We start from the raw sequence: 18,088 nt of genomic DNA on the forward strand, positions 1-18,088 counted from the left end.
GGACTCTCGATGACGGGTCAGCTGATCGAACACGACTCGATCAAGGCGGCCAGAATCCTCGACAGCGCGCGCGAACTGGCCCTCCGACACGGCGTCCGCAAGGTGACCATCGCCGAGATCGCCAAGTCCGCAGGTGTCGGTAAGGGCACGGTCTACTTGTACTGGGAGACCAAAGAAGACCTGTTCATGGGACTGATCACGCGCGAAGTACTGGCCTGGATCGACACCATCAACGCCCAGATCGCCCAGGACCCGCACACCATCCTGCCCCGCAACCTCGCACCGCTGTTGATCCGCACAACACTGGGCAACCCATGGCTGCGCTGGGTGCGCAACGACGACAGCGCACTACGCCAGCTCGTTCACCGCCCCGCCGACCAGCAACGCTTCATCGACGCCTCACCGAGCGCGATGGCCAACGTGGTCACCACCACCCTGCGCGCGCACGGAATCGTGCGCGACGACCTCCCGGAACCACAGCAGCGGTACGCGATCCACGCCTTGCTCGTCGGATTCAGCACCGTCATGGCCGACCCGCCCAGCTCCGGCCCGATCGAGATCGACGACCCCGAAACCGTCCTCGCCGAGGTCGTCCACCTGCTGCTCGAGCCACCGACCTACCCCGCTGACGGTGTGATCGCAGCGGCTGCCGAAACAGTGCGTGCGCGGTTCACCGAGATTCGTGACGGGTTGCTCTCGCTGATCACAACGGGGGCCGCTGGGACCAGGTGAACGGGGTGAGGGAGCACTCCAAGCGGTTCGGGCGAATTCTCAGCGGAGGTAACCCCGCTCGGTCGCGATGTGCGACGCTCATCGTCTTCTACACATCACCACCCGAAATCCCCCGAATTATTCGGTCTACCGCGTCGAACACCCACACTCTGCGGTGTCTGTCGAGGGTCAGGCCCGGTCGGCTGCTGATATCCGGTCGTCGTCCGAGGCGGCGGCTGGGGTCGAGCGGTTTGCTGGCAGCAGTGCGGCTATGAGGACAGCGCCGAGGGCGAGTACAACGGCAGCGATCATGAGCGCGAAGGAAAAGCCCGCCGAATCGGCGGAACCGGCCGAGGCGCCATTGTGGTGTTCGGCCACGGTGACCAGAACGGCGATGCCGATTGCGCCACCGATCTGCTGCACCGAGCTGAACAACGCCGAGCCGAGTCCGGCGTTGTCCGTGGTGGTGCCGGTGACCGCGGCCACCGTCAGAGCCGGCAGGCTCAGCCCACATCCCAGGCTGGTGACGAGCATGCCCGGCAGCACACCCGTAGCGTATGGATCGCCCACCGCCACACCGGACAGCATCAGTAGCCCGGCCGCGCTGATCAGGAACGACAAGACCAGCGCCCACCGCATCTCGATCCTCGTGATCGCGTACGTGGAAAGGCGCATACCCACGAGAATTCCAGCGCCATAGGGCAGATAGGCCAGGCCAGCCTCCAATGGCCCGTATCCGAGGACGGTCTGCAAGTGGATCATCAACAAGAAGGCCATGGCGAAAAAGGCCACTGAAAACAGCAACGTCGCCGCGTTGGCGACCGAACGCGTCCGGTCGGCCAGGAACGCCATCGGCACCAAAGGCTGCGCCACCCTCGACTCCACCACGATGAATGCGGCGGCCAAGAGCGCAGCAAACAGCAGGGCCGCGATGACGGGGAGTCCGGCCCAGCTCGTTTCTCCGGCTCGGAGCAGGCCGTAGACCAGGGAGACCACGGCGCCGGTGCCCAGAACAGCGCCGGGTATATCCAGACGTGCTCGGGTGCGCGCACGACTTTCCGGGATCAAGCGAGGCAACAGCACGATCGCCACCGCCGCCACCGGCAGGTTGATGAGAAAGATCCAGCGCCAGGAGGTGAGGTCGGTCAGCACGCCGGAGATCACCAGGCCCGCGGTGCCGCCAAGAGCCGCGATCGCGCCCCAGATGGCCAGTGCCCGAGTGCGTTCCGCGGTGCCAGGGAACAGCAGAGTGATCAACGACAGCGCGGCCGGGCTCGCCATGGCCGCGCCGGTGCCCTGAACGAACCGTCCGAGCACGAGCTGCCATGGCTGTTGGGCGAACCCGCACGCCAGACTTGCCACACCGAACAGCGCCACCCCGAGCAGGAAGACACGGCGGCGGCCCAGCAGATCGGCCACGCGCCCGGCCAGCAACAACAATCCACCGAATGCGAGAAAGTAGGCGTTGACTACCCAGGCCAGCCCTGCGCCGGTGAAGCCCAGCTCGTCGCGGAGGCTGGGGAGAGCAACGCTGACCACATTGTCGTCGAGGACGAGCATGAACTGCACGAAGCACAGCACTACCAGCGCTGCCCGGCGTCGGCCGGGGACTACGGAAGCGACCATCGGTGTCACGGCAGACGCTCCGGCATCGAGGGAGTACGCCAACCATTATGAGTCACAAGATTTTTCAGCACTCAACGACGCTATGTGCCTCTCGAAGCTGGCCACAATACGTGGTGAGGCCCAATGATGTCGCGTTGAGGACATAGGCTGGCGGCATGCTGGAACCCGCCGATTGGTCCGATCTGTCCGGTGCGGGAGTGATCATCGTCGGCCAATTCCCGTTGACGTCGGGGGAATGGATCCCCGCCCACAGTCATACCCACCATCAGTTGGCGTGGACGCGTCGCGGAGTCCTCAGCATCGCTGTCGCCGACGCGTACTGGGTACTGCCGCCGACCCGGGCCTTGTGGTTACCGGCGGGGGTAGTACACCGAACCGGCGCCACCCGCGAGGCGATGTTGTGCAGCCTCTACCTCGATCCGGCAGCATGCTCCCTGGACTGGTCCGAGCCCACCGCGGTAGGTGTCGGCGCGCTGCTGGCCCAACTGATCACCTATCTCGCCCGCCACGATCTGGCCGAAGGCGCACGGCAGCGGGCCGAGGCTGTCGTGCTGGACCTGCTGCACCCCGTACCGACCCTACCGATCGACGTTCCACACCCCGTCGACGAACGGGTCCGCGCGGTGGCCGACGCGCTGCTCGCCGACCCCGCCGACCCCCGCGGCCTCGAAGCGCACGCACACGACATAGGAGTGAGTCGACGAACACTGACCAGGCTGTTCGTCCGCGATACCGGTATGAGCTTCGACCGTTGGCGCACCCATATGCGGCTGCGCGCGGCCCTGCCTCTGCTCGCCGAAGGTCGTACCGTATCCCAGGCCGCCCACGCCGTGGGATACACGACTGCGAGCGCGTTCCTCGCGGCGTTCCGCCGGACGGTTGGGACCTCACCCGGACGCTACCTCCACGCAGACGCCGGGCTCGACCCGCGAATCGAAATGGGCCAATAGAAGTGCACTCACGTTCACGGCGGCCCCCACTGTCCGTGAATTCTGGGCCGACAGCACGACAACCTGAATTGTGAGGCGTACCGGACGTGCGTGGGGCGTCTACGGCACGACGACAGGCGGCTCGCGTCTTCTCATCCAGTTCCACAACCCGCACGGTCCCGTTCGATGCAAGAACAGTATCGAGGGCAAACGCGTGATCGCCGATCTCTTCGAGGAACGCTTACAGGTAACCGACTCGATCGTCCTCACCGTCGAGTTTGGCGTCCTGCCCCCGCGCTTGGTCCATGCCCTGCACGCGGCACCGCGGCGCCACAGTCCTGAACTCCGACCGGCGAACGCCTCGTCCATGCGTGAGTTGATGCCTGGGGCACTCTCGACATCGATCTGGCTGTAGAAGCTTCTCACACCGGCTGTGGCCCGAGACGTATGTCAGACGGGCGCGATGCCGACGTGCTGCGCCAGCTGCCCCAGTTCACCGGTAGCGAGGTCGCGCCTCGCCTCTCGCAGCATCGCCCCGGCGAGTTCCCGCACCGGAGCGGTTACACGGTCGGTGGACCAGAGCAGTCCGTAGCGAATGGGCGGGGCGCCGAGTAGCGGCACGTACGCGACGTCGGGGCGGGTGTGGCAATCCCGAATCTGGTTGGCGACGATCGTGACGCCTTTGCCTTCGCCGATGATGCACAGAGCTTCGGGAAAATGCATCGTCGTATTCGCGATGGAGTTCGCTTCCGAACAGACCTCGCAGCGCATCACCCGAAGCCTCGACCGACTCGGCTCACCTCCGCACCCCCGAGACGCACAGACTTTTCGACGGCACATCACAACGCCCCGGCCAGTGAGGCGAGGACTGCCGAGGGGTAGTCGGCGAGCTTTGCCGGCCCGGCGGAAGCATCGGGTCCAGTTGGCGGCAGCGGCGTCGCGCTCGGTGCCGCCCTTCCAGATCTTGGTGGCTTGCCGCGATACGGCCGACGGAGCGACATCGCTGACGTGCGGTTTCATGATCGGCGGGAGCACGGGCGCCGAAGCCGCTGAACTGCGGAAACGCCGTCGCAGATTTGTGCCCTCGGCAGGACACACAAACATGGGCAACCGGAAAACGCCTGGTCATCGCGGATTCTTACACGATCTAGCGATCCCCATTCGTCGGTGCCGACCTTATCGCGTTCCCATCTTCGTTGTGCCCACGGCGGGCGTATCGAAGGTGGGATCGGGCCTGGCCTCGTTTCGGTGATTCTGATCAGCTGAGTGATCGGGATCGGCCCGACACCCGCCCGCCGCGAGGTCTGACGAGGTGTCAGTGGTCGGAACTAGCATCGGACTGTGTCGTCAACGCGCCCGCATATTCCCAGTGAGCTTCGCCGTGAGGTGTTGGTTGAGGCAGGACATCGTTGCGCCATACCAACTTGTCGCCAGTACCCCGTCGAGGTCGATCACATCGTCGACTGGGCAAAGACACGACGTCACGAGTTCGACAACCTCATCGCGCTGTGCCCGACTTGTCACGCGCGCAAGACACACGGCGAGATCGATGTCCTGGCGATGAAGCAGTACAAGGCCAACCTCGGGGTGATGACACGTCGTTACAGCGACTTGGAGCTGCGGCTACTACGGTGGCTATTCGAGTACGCGCCGGGTCGGGATCGACCTCTGATATCCGACGGAATGACCTGGGCGGTAGGTGATCTCGTTGCAGATGGGATGATCGCACTACGAAAGGACGCATGGCTTCTGCCGTCTGGGCGACGAGATGGCCCGAAACCCATTCGGCTACACGAAGAACAGCTCCAAGGACGTCCAGCCCGGTTCGCATCTTTGACACCGAAGGGCCTTGAGCTCGTGGAGCGGTGGTTCGGCGGCAAACCGGTCGATCTTGTTGCGTTTGAGGGTTTCCAGCACAGCCTGGACAACGACCCAGAGCTGCGCCGAACACTTGGCGTAGGAGATTGTGATACTTAGATAGTCGGCTCCGGCCGCCGCGCGGGGAGGGGCAGCATAGCCGTAGACATGTAGTTCAGGGGCCACAGGGTTTACCCTGAACCGCATGAATCTGGAAGCCCCTGGGGCGTTGAACGCTTGTTCATCAAGTGGCGAACCCAATCCCTCGCTATATTGGCAGCGTCCTTCGGGCCCGGCAGCGTTCTGCTGCGGCAGTTCGAGACCGAAACTCAGCTCAGGCGTGGGGACTTCGGGCCGACTATACAACGATGGGAGGCTGTAGGGCGTGGTGGGACTGAGTCAGTCGAGGCTTTTCAGGGCTGCGGCCCAGGGCACCGGTTCGCCTTCGTTGACCCGGATGAAGCGCACGCCCCAGTCGGTGAGGTTGGACAGTGCGGCAGCGACTGGCGGGAACTGGAATTGGGCTGCTCGTCCGTGCGGAACCGCTACGACTGGTAGCCCGGCTCCGACCGTTTCGACAAGCAGCGCCAGCGGCAATGTATCACCAATCCCCGCAGCCCATTTCGCCATAGAACTTGTCGTCAGCGGCGCGGCGAGGACCGCGTCGGGTGGCGGAAGCAGGTCTTTGGTGCCTGGGACCTTGAACTCCGACCGGACGGGGTATCCGGTCTGTGCCGCGAGTGCTTCGGCGTCGATGAATCGGGCGCCGTTGGGGGAGGCCAGAACACACACTTCCCAACCGTCTGCCTGTGCGAGGGTCACCAGTTCCCCGACGTCCCCGGCCCCACCGGCTCCTGTCACGATCGCGTACAGAACTCTTGTGCGCTCACCCATGTCCCCATCATGGCAGGCGATGGGTGATGCGTCTTCGCCTACAGCGCCACAGCACCGACCCGGGAAGCGAGTTTGCCGAGGTCTCCAGTGACGAGGTCGCGTCCGGCTTTGATCATCATGTGGCCCACCAGTTCCTGCACCGTGTCCATGTTGCGGACCTGTTGAGGCGCGATGCGCTCTGCCCGTAGCAGCGCGTCCAGGGACATGGTGTGGTCGTCGCGGGCTGCGGCGGCACGCCCCACCTCTACGAAGTACTGGGCGGCGCGGCCGACGGTCGGCAGCGAACGAGGGTCGAGGCAATGGGCGAGATCGAGCACTCGTTCCGGGGAGCCTTCTTCCATGGCCACGGTCATGTTCCACAACGCCACGTTGGCCGAGCCGAAGGAGACGTTGCCGACGATCGTGGTGGGATCGTCGATGGTCCCGCGGTCGAGCTGAGCCGCGTACTCGGCCGCCTGGGCGAGATGATCGTGGGGGCTGGCGCCCATGGTGGCGGTGACCAAAGAGGCTTGGAGGTGGAGCATTCCGACCGTTTGTATCTCGGGGGCGGTGGTTGCGTCGGGTCCGACCTGGGCAGCGGTGTGTACGGCGCAGTCCAGGGCAGCCTTGAGGGACTCGGGTCGGGCGAGGAGTACCTGGCTGCGCACGTAAGCGCCCGAGGCGATGCCTTGGCGGCTGTCGATCCGTTTGGCAGCGGATTCAGCTGCTTGCGCGGCTGACCAGGCGACGGCGAAGTAGCCGCGTGCGCGCAGGGCCACTGAAGTCTCGGAAGCGACCTGGGCCAACGCATCCCACGCGGCGCGGCGGTCTCGGGGCTTTCCGCTGTGGGCTTGGCGGTACAGATCGGTGATCGCCGGAGCCAGCAGGGGACCGAGTTTCGTGTATTCACAGGCCATTTGGAGTCGTGTGATGCGTCGGGCGAGCGCGACGAGTTCGCCGATCTCGCGGACTGGCTGATCGCTTCCGATGTTGCCTGCTGCCCAGAATGCTGTTTCGATGGCGGGCACCGAGGCGTCGAAGTCGTCGGTGGCCGGGCTGCTGCTGGGGAGGATGTCCTCGGTGGTGGCCGAGGCGACGGCCGCTGCCGCGAGGACGAGCAGCTGTCGACGGTCGACCTCTGTTGCCGCGTTCTGTCGGGGGAGTCGGAACCACAGCAGTTCCTCGGGGATGTGCAGAGCTGTTGCCCATTGGACCAGCTTGGACATCTTTTCGGGAGCTTCGCGGGGCTCGATCCGGCTCAGGGTCGCCTGGGACATGTCGAGCCAGTTCGCGACGTCGAGTTGGGTGATCGGGGACTTGTGCATGGGGTGGGTGCGGAAGGCGAAGATCACCCGGCCCATGTGCCAGGAGGCCAAGGCGTCGCGCATGTGATCGCTGGCCCAGAACTCGGCGGGCATCACCGGTGCGCCGACAGCGGGCTCTACTCGCGCGCAACTACTGCACGCCGTGCCGGTGTTGAATCGGGACAACCGAGTCCCGCACATCGGGCATTCGCGCGTGTTCTCGGCTATCCGCATCATCCGCCCCGCTTCCGCGATCATGGCCGTCCCCAACGGTTTTTCCGACGGTACCACCAGCTCTACCCAGCCCATATGCACCTTCTGCATACGCCGGAATTCCCGAGACTCGTTGTGTGTATAGCCAATTCGTGCTCGACGCGGCGATCGTCGGTGTGTCCGATAGCAATCCTGCGGAAGGGGCGACATGGCGCTATCACTGTTGGTGCCGATCCTCGGGCCACCGGCGTCCGGAAAGACAACGCTCACGCTGGCGCTGGGCAAGAATCTCGACCGGCACGTGTTCAGACTGCGCGAACACGTGCCGCCCGAGGTGGTCAGGCAGACCGCCAGTCACGGTCCGCGAGACCTCGGCTGGATCGACGATGACGTCGTCAATCTGGCGGTGCGTCGGTACCTGAGCACCGTGGCCACCGACTCCCGGAACCACACGGTGCTCCTGGACAACTATCCCGGCACCGGCCAGCAGGTCGAAGCGCTGCTCGAGATAACGCGGGCGCTCGCACCGGGCTGTGCCGTCGAGCCGGTCGAGCTCGTGCTCGACGCGCCGGCCAGACGCAAGAGGGCGCGAGCACGTCGCGTCTGCCACCGATGTGAGCGCGATCCGGCCGCCGATCCGCGCCTGCCCGCGACCGCATCGACGTTCGGTGGATGGACCTGTGGGAACTGTGGCTCACTGCTGCACCCGCGGCGAGGCGACGCTCCGTCACTGTTCGCCGCCCGCACCCGACGCCACGACGACACGGTCGAGGACGTGCGTACCGCGTTCGACCGTGCGGGCATCCCCACCAACTCCGTCGACGCCGCCGACGACGCCGCGACCCTCGCACGAATCGTCGAGCCCCTGCTCATAGTGAGGAGCACCACCGCATGACCAGCACAACCCCTCTTGGACTCCCGACTTTCCGGCCCGACACCTACGGCCACGCCCGGATGCCACGCAACGCCGGACAGCGCGAACCACACCGTGTCGACAAGGTCGCCTACGGCCGGTTCCGCAACGTCTACCTTTACATCACCGAGGCGTGCCAGTTGCGGTGCGAGCACTGCTACATGGGCGAACGGCTCGAGCGGGCGTTGAAGATGACCCCGCAGCAGATCGTCGACACCCTCGCCACCTGGCGGCAACTCGGCGGCGACAAGCTCACCATTCTCGGCGGTGAGCCGACCCTGCACCCCTGGTACATCGACGCCATCCGGGCGGCCAGGACCATCGGCTACGGCCACGTCATCACCACCACCAACGCCCAGGCCATCGCCCGCAAGAAGTTCGCCCGGCTCACCCCCGAGGACTTCGCCTACGTCCAGGTCAGCATGGACGGCGGCAGCGCAGCCACCCACGACACGGTCCGCGGTGAGGGCACCTTCGACCAGGCGATGCAGACCAGCGCCGAACTGTGCGAGCGCGGGTTCGACACTCGCATCATCTGCACGGTCCACAAAGCCAACGAGGGTGATGTCCTGCGCCTGCTCGACATCGCCGACGGCATCGGCGCGAGCCTGGTCAAGTTCCACGTGTTCTCCACCATCGGCACCGGCCACGGCAACGCCGACATGGCGATGAATCCCCTGGAGTGGGTGAACTTCTGCGCCAGGCTCGAACTGGTTGCGCCGGAACACAAGTCACGGGTGTGGTTCCAGCCCACCTACGCCCGCCGCGACCAGATGGACCGCTACGCCGGAGAGGGCTACCAGGGCTGCATCGGCCGCACCCTCGACCGGATCTCGATCTTCCCCGACGGCCGCTGCTACGTGTGCAGCTACCTCTTCGATACCGACACCTACTACGCCAAGATGCGCGACGGCCAGGTGCTGCTCAACCGCGACAGCGAGGTCAACGAGTTCGATCTGTTCACCAAACCTCTCGTCGGCAGCGCCTGCGGCGGCTGCAAGGAATCGGCGTGCATGGGCGGCTGCCCGGCCGAGGAACTGGTCATGGGGTCTTCGTCGTGCTCGGCCTACCCCGACATCGTGCCGGTCTGCCGACTGTGGAAATCCAGCGCGAAACCCGAATAGGAGACCTCAATGCACACCATGGAAACCGTCATCGAACCGCTGCGCTGCCTCGATTGGAACGACGTGGAGGCCGTCGAGTTGGCTACCCGCAAGTCCTTCGAACTGCTCGCAGCCCAGAAGTACCTGCTGCGGCGCGAATTGACTACGCTGCCCGACAACCCCGATCTCGCCGCACTGTGCGAGCACTACGACATTCTCGACAAGATCGTCCTGCACGACGACCTCGAATCCGGGATCCGGTTGCGCCTGCACATCTTCGGGCCCGGCTACCACGATCGCCCGCACAACCACCGCTGGACCTACGCCAGCCGCATCCTGCGTGGCGAATACCGGCACCGGCTCTACGGCGACGTCGAACTCGGTACCGAGATCGACGTTTCGAGCCTGCGCGCGGTGCACGTGCGCCAGGAACGGGTCGGGGCCAGTTACGCGCTGCACCACAGCGCTGTTCACGCCGTGGTCGCCGAACCCGGCACCGTGTCGCTGGTGCTGCGCGGCCCTGCCATCAAGGACCGGTTCCTGGTCATGGACGCCAAGAACGGCGAGTCCTGGTGGCAATACGGGGCCATGAAGGAATCCCTCGAAGACGCTGCGGAGAAACGTATGTCCCCGCAGCGCCTCGAGGAACTGATCGCCTCGCTCGATGAGTGGCAGCTCATCTGACGAGGTCAAGCGACGGTGGGGACCGGTGAGAGAGAGGTCACGGTTCCCACCGTCACCTGTCACCAGCCGAACAGTGACAGTGACTTGCCGGAGGAGATGTGGCCCAGTGCTTCCCGGCAGTAGGGGATCATGTCCGCTGGCAGAGCGTCGGCCGTGAACCATTCCAGCGCATCGCACTTGTCGGGTTCCATGTTCGTCGGTTCGCCCTCCCACTGCCGGACCTGGAAGAAGAACGCGACGCGACCGCCGGACGAGCTGTTGTGCATGATGTGCGCGAACTCGACGTCCTCGGGTGCGATCTGCACACCGATCTCCTCGGCGGCTTCACGCCGCAGCGCCTCGACCACCGACTCCTCGGCCTCGAGATGCCCCGAAGGCGGGTGGAACGCTCCATCGGCGTAACCGGTACCAGCTCGCCGACCGAACAGGATCCTCCCCTGGTCGTCGGTGAGCAGCAGGTGCACATCACCGATGAGGGTGTGCCTTTCCGTGCTGGCCACAGCCATTTCTTACCTCTCTCTCGATGCGCTCGACATGAACGCGAGCACGACCATAAGCCATCGGCGGCCCATGTACTACCTCGTCCGCCGCATCGGAATCGGAGACCCCATGTCGCACCAAGCCACCCTCCATCGCAGCGAAGGCCAGCTCCTTGTTGTCCCCAGCCAGACCCCCGAAAGCTTCCGCGCGATCATCACTTTTGGTGCGGCGGCCAGGCACGGCCGTCGCGATGCCTGCCTCCCCGAATGTCAGCGAGTCGGCTACCACCGTCAGGACTTCGCGACGAACTCTGGTCGCCACCATAAGGAGGAGTGAGATGGACAGCACGGACTCGCGGGACTGCGTCCACACCGACCCTCACCTGGATCTCTTTCTCCTTCTTTGAAATCCATTTCTGATGGTATGGCTGGCCTCACGGCCGGTCGAGGCCTTTCGGGTGCGCTGGGTGCGTTTCGTTCGCGGCTTGCGTTGTCGCGCGAGGCGGCCTCGCGGCGAATCCGCGCAATTTTCGCGAATGGGGTTGTGGTGCTGTTCGCGGTTTCGCGGCCGAGGGCCTCAACCTCGATCAGGGCCTGGCCCGCCCTCCGACGCGCGGCGTGATCTCACCACGAGAGCCCCGGCGCGGCGACCTCGACTGATCTCACCGTGACCTGTGGCGAGGCCCCGCTGCGAGCCACGACACCGAACCGGGCAACCCGGCACGTCACGGGATACCGCTACTACAGTGGGCCATGTTCTACGTGCCCTCGGCAGGATTCGAACCTGCGACACCCGCTTTAGGAGAGCGGTGCTCTATCCCCTGAGCTACGAGGGCTTGGTTCGGACCGGGGGGCCGATGCGCGAACTCGGGGAAGTCTACCTGGTTGGTGGGTGGGTACACAGTTTGTGTCGGTGGGTGGGGTGATGGGCTACGGGAAGGTGGGGTTATGCGCAGGACTGTGGTGGTTTCGGCGGTTGTGGCGATGGTGGAGTTGGCGCCTGTTGGGGTTGCCTCGGCGGATATGAAGGTGCCCGCGCAGGCAGTGGTTGGTCGGGAGGTGGTGAGCTCGGCGGTGCCGTGTCCGCCGTTCGGGTCGCCCGTGTTGTGTGCGTTGGCGGGGGTGTTGAATCCGTTGCTCACCGGGTCGGCGGGGGTGGGTTAGCGGCCGGTGAAGGTGGCTTTGCGGCGTTCTATGAAGGATTGCATGCCTTCTATGCCGTCGGCGGAGGTGAACAGGCGGGTGACGTCGGGGCCCAGGTGGGCGGCGGCGGATGCATCGCCTTCGGTGCGGGCTCGGTGCGCTGAGGCGAGGGTGGTGCGGACGCCGAGCGGGGCGGCTTCGTCGGCGATGGTGTGGGCGATTGCTCGGGCCCGGTCGAGAGGGTGGCCGTCGACCACTTCTTGGATCAGGCCGATGCGGTGGGCTTCGGTGGCGTCGAATTCGTCGCCGGTGAGCATCCAGCGCATGGCGTTACCCCAGCCGGTCTCGCGCGGGAAACGCAGGGTCGCGCCGCCGAACGGGTAGATGCCGCGGCGGACTTCGAGCTGGGCGAAACGGGTGTCGGCGGCGGCGACGCGGATATCGGCGGCGAGTAGGAGTTCGATGCCGAGGGTCATCACCCAGCCCTGGGCGGCGGCGACGATCGGGGTGGTCCATGGGCCGTCGAGGCGCCACGGATCGCGGCCGTCGGGTGGGTACGGGCTCTGGCCGGAGGCGATGGCGGGGCCGACGTCAACCAGATCCAGGCCGCCGGTGAAGTTCGCGCCGTGGGCGAACAGTACGCCGCAACGCAATTCGTCGTCGGATTCCAGCAGCGCGTAGGCGCGCGACAGTTCGGTGAGCATTGCCAGGTCGAAGGCATTGCGTTTGGCGGGCCGGTTGAGGCCGATGAGCAGTACGTGGCCGTCGCGTTCGACGGTGACGGTGGGGTCGGGGGTAGTCATGATCGGCTCCTCGGGACAGATCGGTGGGGCGCGGACGAATCAGTCGGTGAACGTCACGCGCACCGAGATGGGGTCGGTTTGCAGGGCGCGGAAGGTGGCGGCGCTGAGTCCGGCGAGCAGCGGATGTGGGGCGAAGGCGCGAGCGCGGGCGATCACATCGTCGTCGGGGCGCAGGACGGCAGTACCGGTGCGCCAGCGATTGCCTTGGCGGATACGGATATTCGGCTCGGCACCGACATTGAGCGCCCAACCCGATCGGGTGCCGTGCTGGGAGATCAGCCAGGCTCCGGTGTCGTCGAAGCGGGCCGATACCGGGACCCGGCGGGGCAGGCCGCTCTTGCGGCCGATGGTCTCGAGTTCGGCGGCGGCCGAGGTCGTGACACCGATCCGGCCGAGGGCCCGCACCGTCGGATTGGCGATATAGCGGCCCACGGCGCGTTCGATCACGAACTTGCGCCGGATGTCGCGACGCGGGTCCGGCGCCGCGGAACGGCGGCTGCGCAACGAATCGAGACCGTTGCGTTTGACCATGGTCAGCGCCGTCGACCAGGGCGATCGGGTGGGATCGGGCTCGGCACCGGCGCCGATCAGGTGCAGCTGATCGGAATGCCATTGCAGGTCGAGTGCGCCGTCGAGGGATTTCACGCCGGCGGCCTCGGTCAGGCGGCGGGGCAGGCCGAGCCGGATGGTCGGTGTGTGGAGCCGGTCGGTGCCGTCGAGGATCGCGGCGGCGGCCGCGGTGTGCACCGCGGTGGGGCGGCCGAGGCCGACGATATCGCAGGCTCCGCTCGCCACCGCTTCGGTCATCGCGGCCCGGCTGCGGAAACCGCCGGTGACGGCGAGGGGCACGGTGGCGGCCAGTTCTCGTACCGATTGCGCGTACTCCAGGAAGTACGCCTCCCTGGCCCGGGTGCTCGCCGCGCGGCCCATCATGGCGGGTGATTCGTAACTGCCGCCGCTGATTTCGATGAGGTCGATGCGCTCCGCGGCGATCTGCTCGATCACCGCGCGGGATTCGTCCTCGGTGAACCCGCCGCGCTGGAAATCCGCGGAGTTCAGTTTGATCCCGACGCCGAAACCCGGCGATACCGCCGAACGGATCCGGCGGATGAGTTCGAGCGGGAAGCGCATGCGGCGGCGCGGATCGCCGCCCCAGCCGTCGGTGCGCCGGTTGACCAGCGGCGACAAGAACTGGGAGACGAGGTATCCGTGCGCGCCGTGGATCTGCACCCCGTCGAAGCCGGCTTGTTCGGCGATCCGGGCCGTGGTGGCGAACCGGTCGATGATGTCCTCGATCTCGGCCTCGGTCAGTTCCCTCGGCGCGGGCAGGCCGGGAATGTTCATCGCGACCGCCGACGGCGCCACCGGCTGATACCGGGTCGCCAGCGGATTGGCCTGCCGTCCAGGATGATTGATCTGCATCCAGATCGGTGCGCCACCGTCCTTGGTGGCCTTCGCCCAGCGGGCCAGGCCGTCGAGATCGCGGTCGTCGGTGATCGCGATATTGCCCGGTTCGCCGAGCTGACGCCGATCGACCATGACATTGCCGGTGATCACGAGCCCGAATCCGCCGCGCCCCCAGCGGGTGTAGAGGCGTTCGATGCGCTCGTCCGGCCCCAGTCCCGCGGTGCCGAGTCCTTCGCTGAGCGCGGATTTCATCAGCCGGTTCGGCAGTACGAGGCCGCAGTCGAGCTCGAGGGGTTCGTGCAGGGCGGTCATGGCGGCTCCTGATCCACTGGGTAAACCGATTGGTCTAGTCGGGAGCGACAGTAGTAGAACGATCGGTATACTCGCAAGGGTGGCCGTACGTGACTGCTTGATCGGCAGTGCAATCGAACTGGTCCGGCGCAATGGTGTGGCCGGTACCGGACTCAGCGAACTGCTCGCGCACAGCGGGGTGTCGCGCCGCTCGATCTATCTGAGCTTTCCTGGCGGAAAGGCCGAACTGATCGCCGAATCGACCAGGGTGGCCGGGCAGGCGATGAGTGGATGGTTGCGCGAGTTCACCGCGAGCAGCCCGCAGCGGGGGATCGCCGCCTTCCTCGACCGCTGGAAGGGCGTGCTGCGGACCAGCGATTACGCCGCGGGCTGCCCGGTGGTCGCGGCATCGCTCGGCCGCTCCGTCGCACCGGAGGCCGCCGAAGTCGCCAGGCAGACGTATCAGGAATGGGAGCAGATCCTGGCCGAGCGGCTGGCCGAGCACGACGTCGATGCCGAGACCGCCCAATCGCTGGCCACCACGATGCTCGCCGCGGTCGAGGGCGCTGTCATCCTCTCCATGGCGCAGAACTCCACCGCGCCGTTGGACCAGGTCGGCAAGCACCTCGGTGAATTACTCGATCTGCATATGCCCGCCGGTTGAATAGTGAATCGTCCAGTCGGGGCAGTCGCGTCGCTGCGCACGCCGGGTGAACCAGCTCGATAACCGGCCGTAGCGTGGATCCGCCGGTGCGTATGCCGATTGAACGAGCATGTTCGCCCGCAGCGAGTCGCGCGGATCGGCTGGCCGCACCACCGATGATCGCCGAACCGATCCGGCTCGGATCGATCGGCCGCTCAGCGATGCCCCGGCATCGTCTGCCCGAGCCTCGAATCGCTCGCCTCGGTGCGTGCCCACGGCCCTTCGGCTCATAGCCGCGTGCCCGGCCCCGACCCCGTCAGCGGCTTCCCGCGGGAACTCGGGACTCCTGATAATCGGCTGGATCGAAACGCCGGGTCTTCCAGCGATACAGCAGGGTCGCGCCTGGCCAGTTGTTGGTGATGCGGCCGGAGGCATTGCGGTACCAGCTGGAGCAGAAGTTCCAGGGGGTGTCCTTCAGGCGGCGCTGGAGCCAGACATCCCAGGCCTGTTCGGTGCCGGGGCGGACGGCGAGGCTGCGGCCGGGATGGGCGCCGAGGTATTCGATGATCTGGCGGATATAGCGGGCCTGTGCCTCGAGCATGTAGATGATGGAACCGGAGCCGACATTGGTGTTGGGGCCGTACATCATGAACAGGTTCGGGAAATCGGGAACCGAGACGCCGAGATAGGCGCGGGCGCCCTCATCGGCCCAGGCGTCGGCGAGTTTGCGGCCGCCGGTGCCGTAGATGTTCATCGGCGCGAGGAATTCGGTGCCCTTGAATCCGGTGCCGTAGATGATCACATCGACCTCGTGCTCCACGCCGTCGGCGGTCCGCACGCCCTTCGGGGTGATCTCGGTGATGGCGGTGGTCTCCACATGCACGTTCGGTTCGGTGAGCGCCGGGAAATAGTCGTTGGACAGCAAACCGCGTTTACAGCCCGCCGCGTAATCGGGGGTCAGCTTGGCGCGCAGTTGTGGATCGGGCACCTGGTTGGCCCGGTGCCGGTCGGCGATCGCCACCACCGGGCCCTTGAGCGCGGGCACATCGGTGATCGCCAGTGCGACCAGTTCGAAGAACGACCACGCGAGGAAGCGTTCGGCCATCCGCAGCGGCGGCAGGTGCTCGAAGAGGGTGTGGTGAATCGGCCGGTAGGCCACATCGGGTTTGGGGATGATCCAGGCCGCCGAGCGCTGGAACAGCGTCAGCTGCTCGACCTGCGGTTGGATTCGCGGAATGTACTGGATGGCGCTGGCGCCGGTGCCGATGCAGGCCACCCGCTGACCGGTCAGGTCGACGCCGTGATCCCATTCGGCGGAGTGGAACGCGGGCCCGGTGAAGGTGTCCATACCCGCGATATTCGGCATGGCCGGGCGGGAGAGTTGGCCGACGGCGGGGATCAGCACATCGGCGGTGAGCCGCGAGCCGTCGGCGAGGGTGAGCTGCCACTGCCCGGTGGTCTCGTCGAATTCGGCGTCGGTGACCTCGGCGCCGAATCGGATGTGGCGGGTCAGCCCGTATTTGGCGGCGACGCCGCGCATATAGGCGTGGATATCGGCCTGCTCGGAAAACCGCCGGGGCCAATCGGATTTCGGTTCGAAGGACCAGGAGTACAGCGGCGAGGGCACATCGCAGGCGGCGCCGGGGTAGGTGTTCTCCCGCCATACACCGCCGAGGTCGGAGGCCTTCTCCAGGATGGTGAAATCACCGATCCCGGCGCGGCGCAGCTCCAAGGCCATACCGAGCCCGCCGAAACCGGCTCCGATGATGATGATCGACGGCGAAGTCATGATTCGAGAGTAGGCCGGAAACAGGCTGGTCCGAAGAGATCGACGGACAATAAATCCACATTTCCGGCCACTCGCTACTTACCGGCGAGCTGCCGGGCGATCACCAGCCGCTGGATCTGATTGGTGCCCTCGAAGATCTGCATCACCTTGGCCTCGCGCATGTATCGCTCCACCGGGAAATCCTGGGTGTAGCCGTAGCCGCCGAGCACCTGCACCGCATCGGTGGTGACCTTCATAGCGGCATCGGTGGCCACCAGCTTGGCCACGCTGGCCTGGCGCGAATAGGGGAGTCCGGCATCGCGGCGGCGGGCGGCGTCGAGATAGGTGGCGCGGGCCGAATCGACGGCGGCGGCCATATCGGCGAGGACGAACCCGAGACCCTGATGGTCGATGATGTGCTTGCCGAACGCTTCCCGTTCCTTGGCGTAGGCGACGGCGTCGTCGAGGGCGCGCTGGGCCAGGCCGGTCGCCACCGCGGCGATACCGAGGCGGCCGGAGTCCAGGGCGCTGAACGCGATGGTCAGGCCCTGACCTTCGGTGCCGATCAGCCGTTCGGCGGGTACGAAGGCGTCGTCGTAGCTCGCGGTGGTGGTCGGGACCGCGCGCAGTCCCATCTTCTCCTCGGGTTTGCCGAAGCTCAGTCCGTCGGTGTCGTCGGGCACCAGGAAGCACGAGACCCCGCGCGAACCCTCGCCGGTGCGGGCGAACAGCGTGTAGAAATCGGCGCGGCCGCCGTTGGTGATCCACGCCTTCGAGCCGTTGATCCGGTATCCGTCGTCGACGGCGGTGGCGCGGCAACGCAGAGCCGCGGCGTCGGAACCGGCGTGCGGTTCGGAAAGGCTGTAGGCGCCGATGGTTTCACCGGAGAGCATGGTCGGCAGCCAGCGCTGCTTCTGCTCATCGGTGCCGAAGGTGAACAGCGGAAAACAGGACAGACCGTGCACGCTCACCGCCACCGCGACCGCCGCCCAGCGCGCCCCGAGTTCCTCGAGCACCTGGAGATACACCTCGTAGGGCTGGCCGCCACCGCCGAATTCCTCCGGATACGGCAGACTCAGCAGACCGGCCGCGCCGAGCGCAGGGAAGACGCCGTCGGGAAATGTTTCGGTCTTCTCGCATTCCACGACCCGCGGTTGCAGTACCTTGTCCGCGAGATCGCGGGTCAGCTCGATCAGATCCCTGGCTTCCTCGGTGGGCAGCATTCGGTCCACAGGCATGGTGTCAACTCCCGCTGGTCGCATCGTCTCGGCTCGTGCCGTTGCCGCCCACGTTATGCGCGTGCATATGTACGTGAACCCCGGGTCAGCCGTGTGGCGGGGG

General features: G+C 66.0%; 17 protein-coding genes and 1 tRNA gene. 8 read left to right on the forward strand and 10 right to left on the reverse strand.

Annotated features, from left to right (window positions below; all coding sequences use genetic code 11):
* The first annotated feature begins 9 nt into the window (after positions 1 to 9).
* Positions 10 to 732 (forward strand): TetR/AcrR family transcriptional regulator, encoded by a 723-nt coding sequence (locus QH168_RS13375; protein WP_280234917.1) that lies wholly within the window; start codon positions 10 to 12, stop codon positions 730 to 732.
* Positions 733 to 900: 168 nt separating this feature from the next.
* Here QH168_RS13375 and QH168_RS13380 read toward each other — a convergent pair whose 3' ends face one another.
* A complete protein-coding gene (locus QH168_RS13380; RefSeq protein WP_280234918.1) occupies positions 901 to 2,337 on the reverse strand; it encodes an MFS transporter in 1,437 nt (478 codons plus the stop codon).
* 155 nt (positions 2,338 to 2,492) lie between these two features.
* Here QH168_RS13380 and QH168_RS13385 point away from each other — a divergent pair, with 155 nt between their 5' ends.
* Positions 2,493 to 3,287 carry an AraC family transcriptional regulator gene (locus tag QH168_RS13385; protein ID WP_280234919.1) on the forward strand — a complete coding sequence of 265 codons (795 nt, stop codon included), beginning with the start codon at positions 2,493 to 2,495 and terminating at the stop codon, positions 3,285 to 3,287.
* Positions 3,288 to 3,716: 429 nt separating this feature from the next.
* Here QH168_RS13385 and QH168_RS13390 read toward each other — a convergent pair whose 3' ends face one another.
* Entirely contained in the window at positions 3,717 to 4,037 is a 321-nt protein-coding gene (locus QH168_RS13390; RefSeq protein WP_280234920.1) for a hypothetical protein, read from the reverse strand.
* 570 nt (positions 4,038 to 4,607) lie between these two features.
* On the opposite strand from QH168_RS13390, the gene QH168_RS13395 reads away from it, so the two are divergent.
* Positions 4,608 to 5,243, forward strand: coding sequence for an HNH endonuclease (locus QH168_RS13395; protein WP_280234921.1), 636 nt, complete (start codon positions 4,608 to 4,610; stop codon positions 5,241 to 5,243).
* A gap of 279 nt (positions 5,244 to 5,522) precedes the next feature.
* On the opposite strand, the gene QH168_RS13400 is transcribed toward QH168_RS13395, so the two are convergent.
* Both QH168_RS13400 and QH168_RS13405 read right to left on the reverse strand, forming a co-directional pair.
* Complete coding sequence (locus QH168_RS13400; protein WP_280234922.1) at positions 5,523 to 6,017, reverse strand: flavoprotein; 495 nt, start codon at positions 6,015 to 6,017, stop codon at positions 5,523 to 5,525.
* 38 nt (positions 6,018 to 6,055) lie between these two features.
* Positions 6,056 to 7,624, reverse strand: coding sequence for a hypothetical protein (locus QH168_RS13405; protein WP_280234923.1), 1,569 nt, complete (start codon positions 7,622 to 7,624; stop codon positions 6,056 to 6,058).
* Between the two features lie 97 nt (positions 7,625 to 7,721).
* On the opposite strand from QH168_RS13405, the gene QH168_RS13410 reads away from it, so the two are divergent.
* Genes QH168_RS13410 through QH168_RS13420 form a run of 3 tightly spaced genes read left to right on the forward strand, consistent with a single transcriptional unit; the run spans position 7,722 to position 10,213 of the window.
* Positions 7,722 to 8,408, forward strand: coding sequence for a hypothetical protein (locus QH168_RS13410; protein ID WP_280234924.1), 687 nt, complete (start codon positions 7,722 to 7,724; stop codon positions 8,406 to 8,408).
* Positions 8,405 to 9,550, forward strand: coding sequence for a radical SAM protein (locus tag QH168_RS13415; protein WP_280234925.1), 1,146 nt, complete (start codon positions 8,405 to 8,407; stop codon positions 9,548 to 9,550). The genes QH168_RS13410 and QH168_RS13415 overlap by 4 nt, the downstream gene beginning before the upstream one ends.
* 9 nt (positions 9,551 to 9,559) lie before the next feature.
* Positions 9,560 to 10,213, forward strand: coding sequence for a hypothetical protein (locus QH168_RS13420; protein ID WP_280234926.1), 654 nt, complete (start codon positions 9,560 to 9,562; stop codon positions 10,211 to 10,213).
* A 59-nt stretch (positions 10,214 to 10,272) separates the two neighbouring features.
* On the opposite strand, the gene QH168_RS13425 is transcribed toward QH168_RS13420, so the two are convergent.
* The gene (locus tag QH168_RS13425) at positions 10,273 to 10,713 is read right to left on the reverse strand and encodes an NUDIX hydrolase (RefSeq protein ID WP_280234927.1); all 441 of its coding nucleotides are present in this window, start codon (positions 10,711 to 10,713) and stop codon (positions 10,273 to 10,275) included.
* Between QH168_RS13425 and QH168_RS13430 the strand changes: the two genes are divergently transcribed.
* A complete protein-coding gene (locus QH168_RS13430) occupies positions 10,703 to 11,029 on the forward strand; it encodes a hypothetical protein (protein ID WP_280234928.1) in 327 nt (108 codons plus the stop codon). The two genes, QH168_RS13425 and QH168_RS13430, sit on opposite strands and share 11 nt — an antisense overlap.
* Positions 11,030 to 11,455: 426 nt before the next feature.
* Here the strand turns inward: QH168_RS13430 and QH168_RS13435 are convergent.
* The 3 genes from QH168_RS13435 to QH168_RS13445 form a co-directional block, all read right to left on the reverse strand.
* A tRNA-Arg gene (locus tag QH168_RS13435) sits at positions 11,456 to 11,528 on the reverse strand.
* Between the two features lie 324 nt (positions 11,529 to 11,852).
* Positions 11,853 to 12,638, reverse strand: a complete 786-nt coding sequence (locus QH168_RS13440) for a crotonase/enoyl-CoA hydratase family protein (protein WP_280234929.1) — start codon at positions 12,636 to 12,638, stop codon at positions 11,853 to 11,855.
* A gap of 39 nt (positions 12,639 to 12,677) precedes the next feature.
* A complete protein-coding gene (locus QH168_RS13445) occupies positions 12,678 to 14,357 on the reverse strand; it encodes a nitroreductase family deazaflavin-dependent oxidoreductase (protein ID WP_280234930.1) in 1,680 nt (559 codons plus the stop codon).
* 79 nt (positions 14,358 to 14,436) lie between these two features.
* Here QH168_RS13445 and QH168_RS13450 point away from each other — a divergent pair, with 79 nt between their 5' ends.
* Positions 14,437 to 15,000 (forward strand): TetR/AcrR family transcriptional regulator, encoded by a 564-nt coding sequence (locus QH168_RS13450; protein WP_280234931.1) that lies wholly within the window; start codon positions 14,437 to 14,439, stop codon positions 14,998 to 15,000.
* Positions 15,001 to 15,295: 295 nt separating this feature from the next.
* Here QH168_RS13450 and QH168_RS13455 read toward each other — a convergent pair whose 3' ends face one another.
* Together QH168_RS13455 and QH168_RS13460 are read right to left on the reverse strand one after the other, a co-directional pair.
* On the reverse strand, positions 15,296 to 16,768 hold the full coding sequence (locus QH168_RS13455; RefSeq protein WP_280234932.1) for a flavin-containing monooxygenase: 1,473 nt from the start codon (positions 16,766 to 16,768) through the stop codon (positions 15,296 to 15,298).
* A 74-nt stretch (positions 16,769 to 16,842) separates the two neighbouring features.
* The gene (locus QH168_RS13460) at positions 16,843 to 17,985 is read right to left on the reverse strand and encodes an acyl-CoA dehydrogenase family protein (protein WP_280234933.1); all 1,143 of its coding nucleotides are present in this window, start codon (positions 17,983 to 17,985) and stop codon (positions 16,843 to 16,845) included.
* Positions 17,986 to 18,088: the final 103 nt, after the last annotated feature.

Origin of the sequence: Nocardia cyriacigeorgica (genome assembly GCF_029868385.1) — a bacterium.
In the GTDB taxonomy this organism is placed as follows: Bacteria; Actinomycetota; Actinomycetes; order Mycobacteriales; family Mycobacteriaceae; genus Nocardia; species Nocardia cyriacigeorgica_F.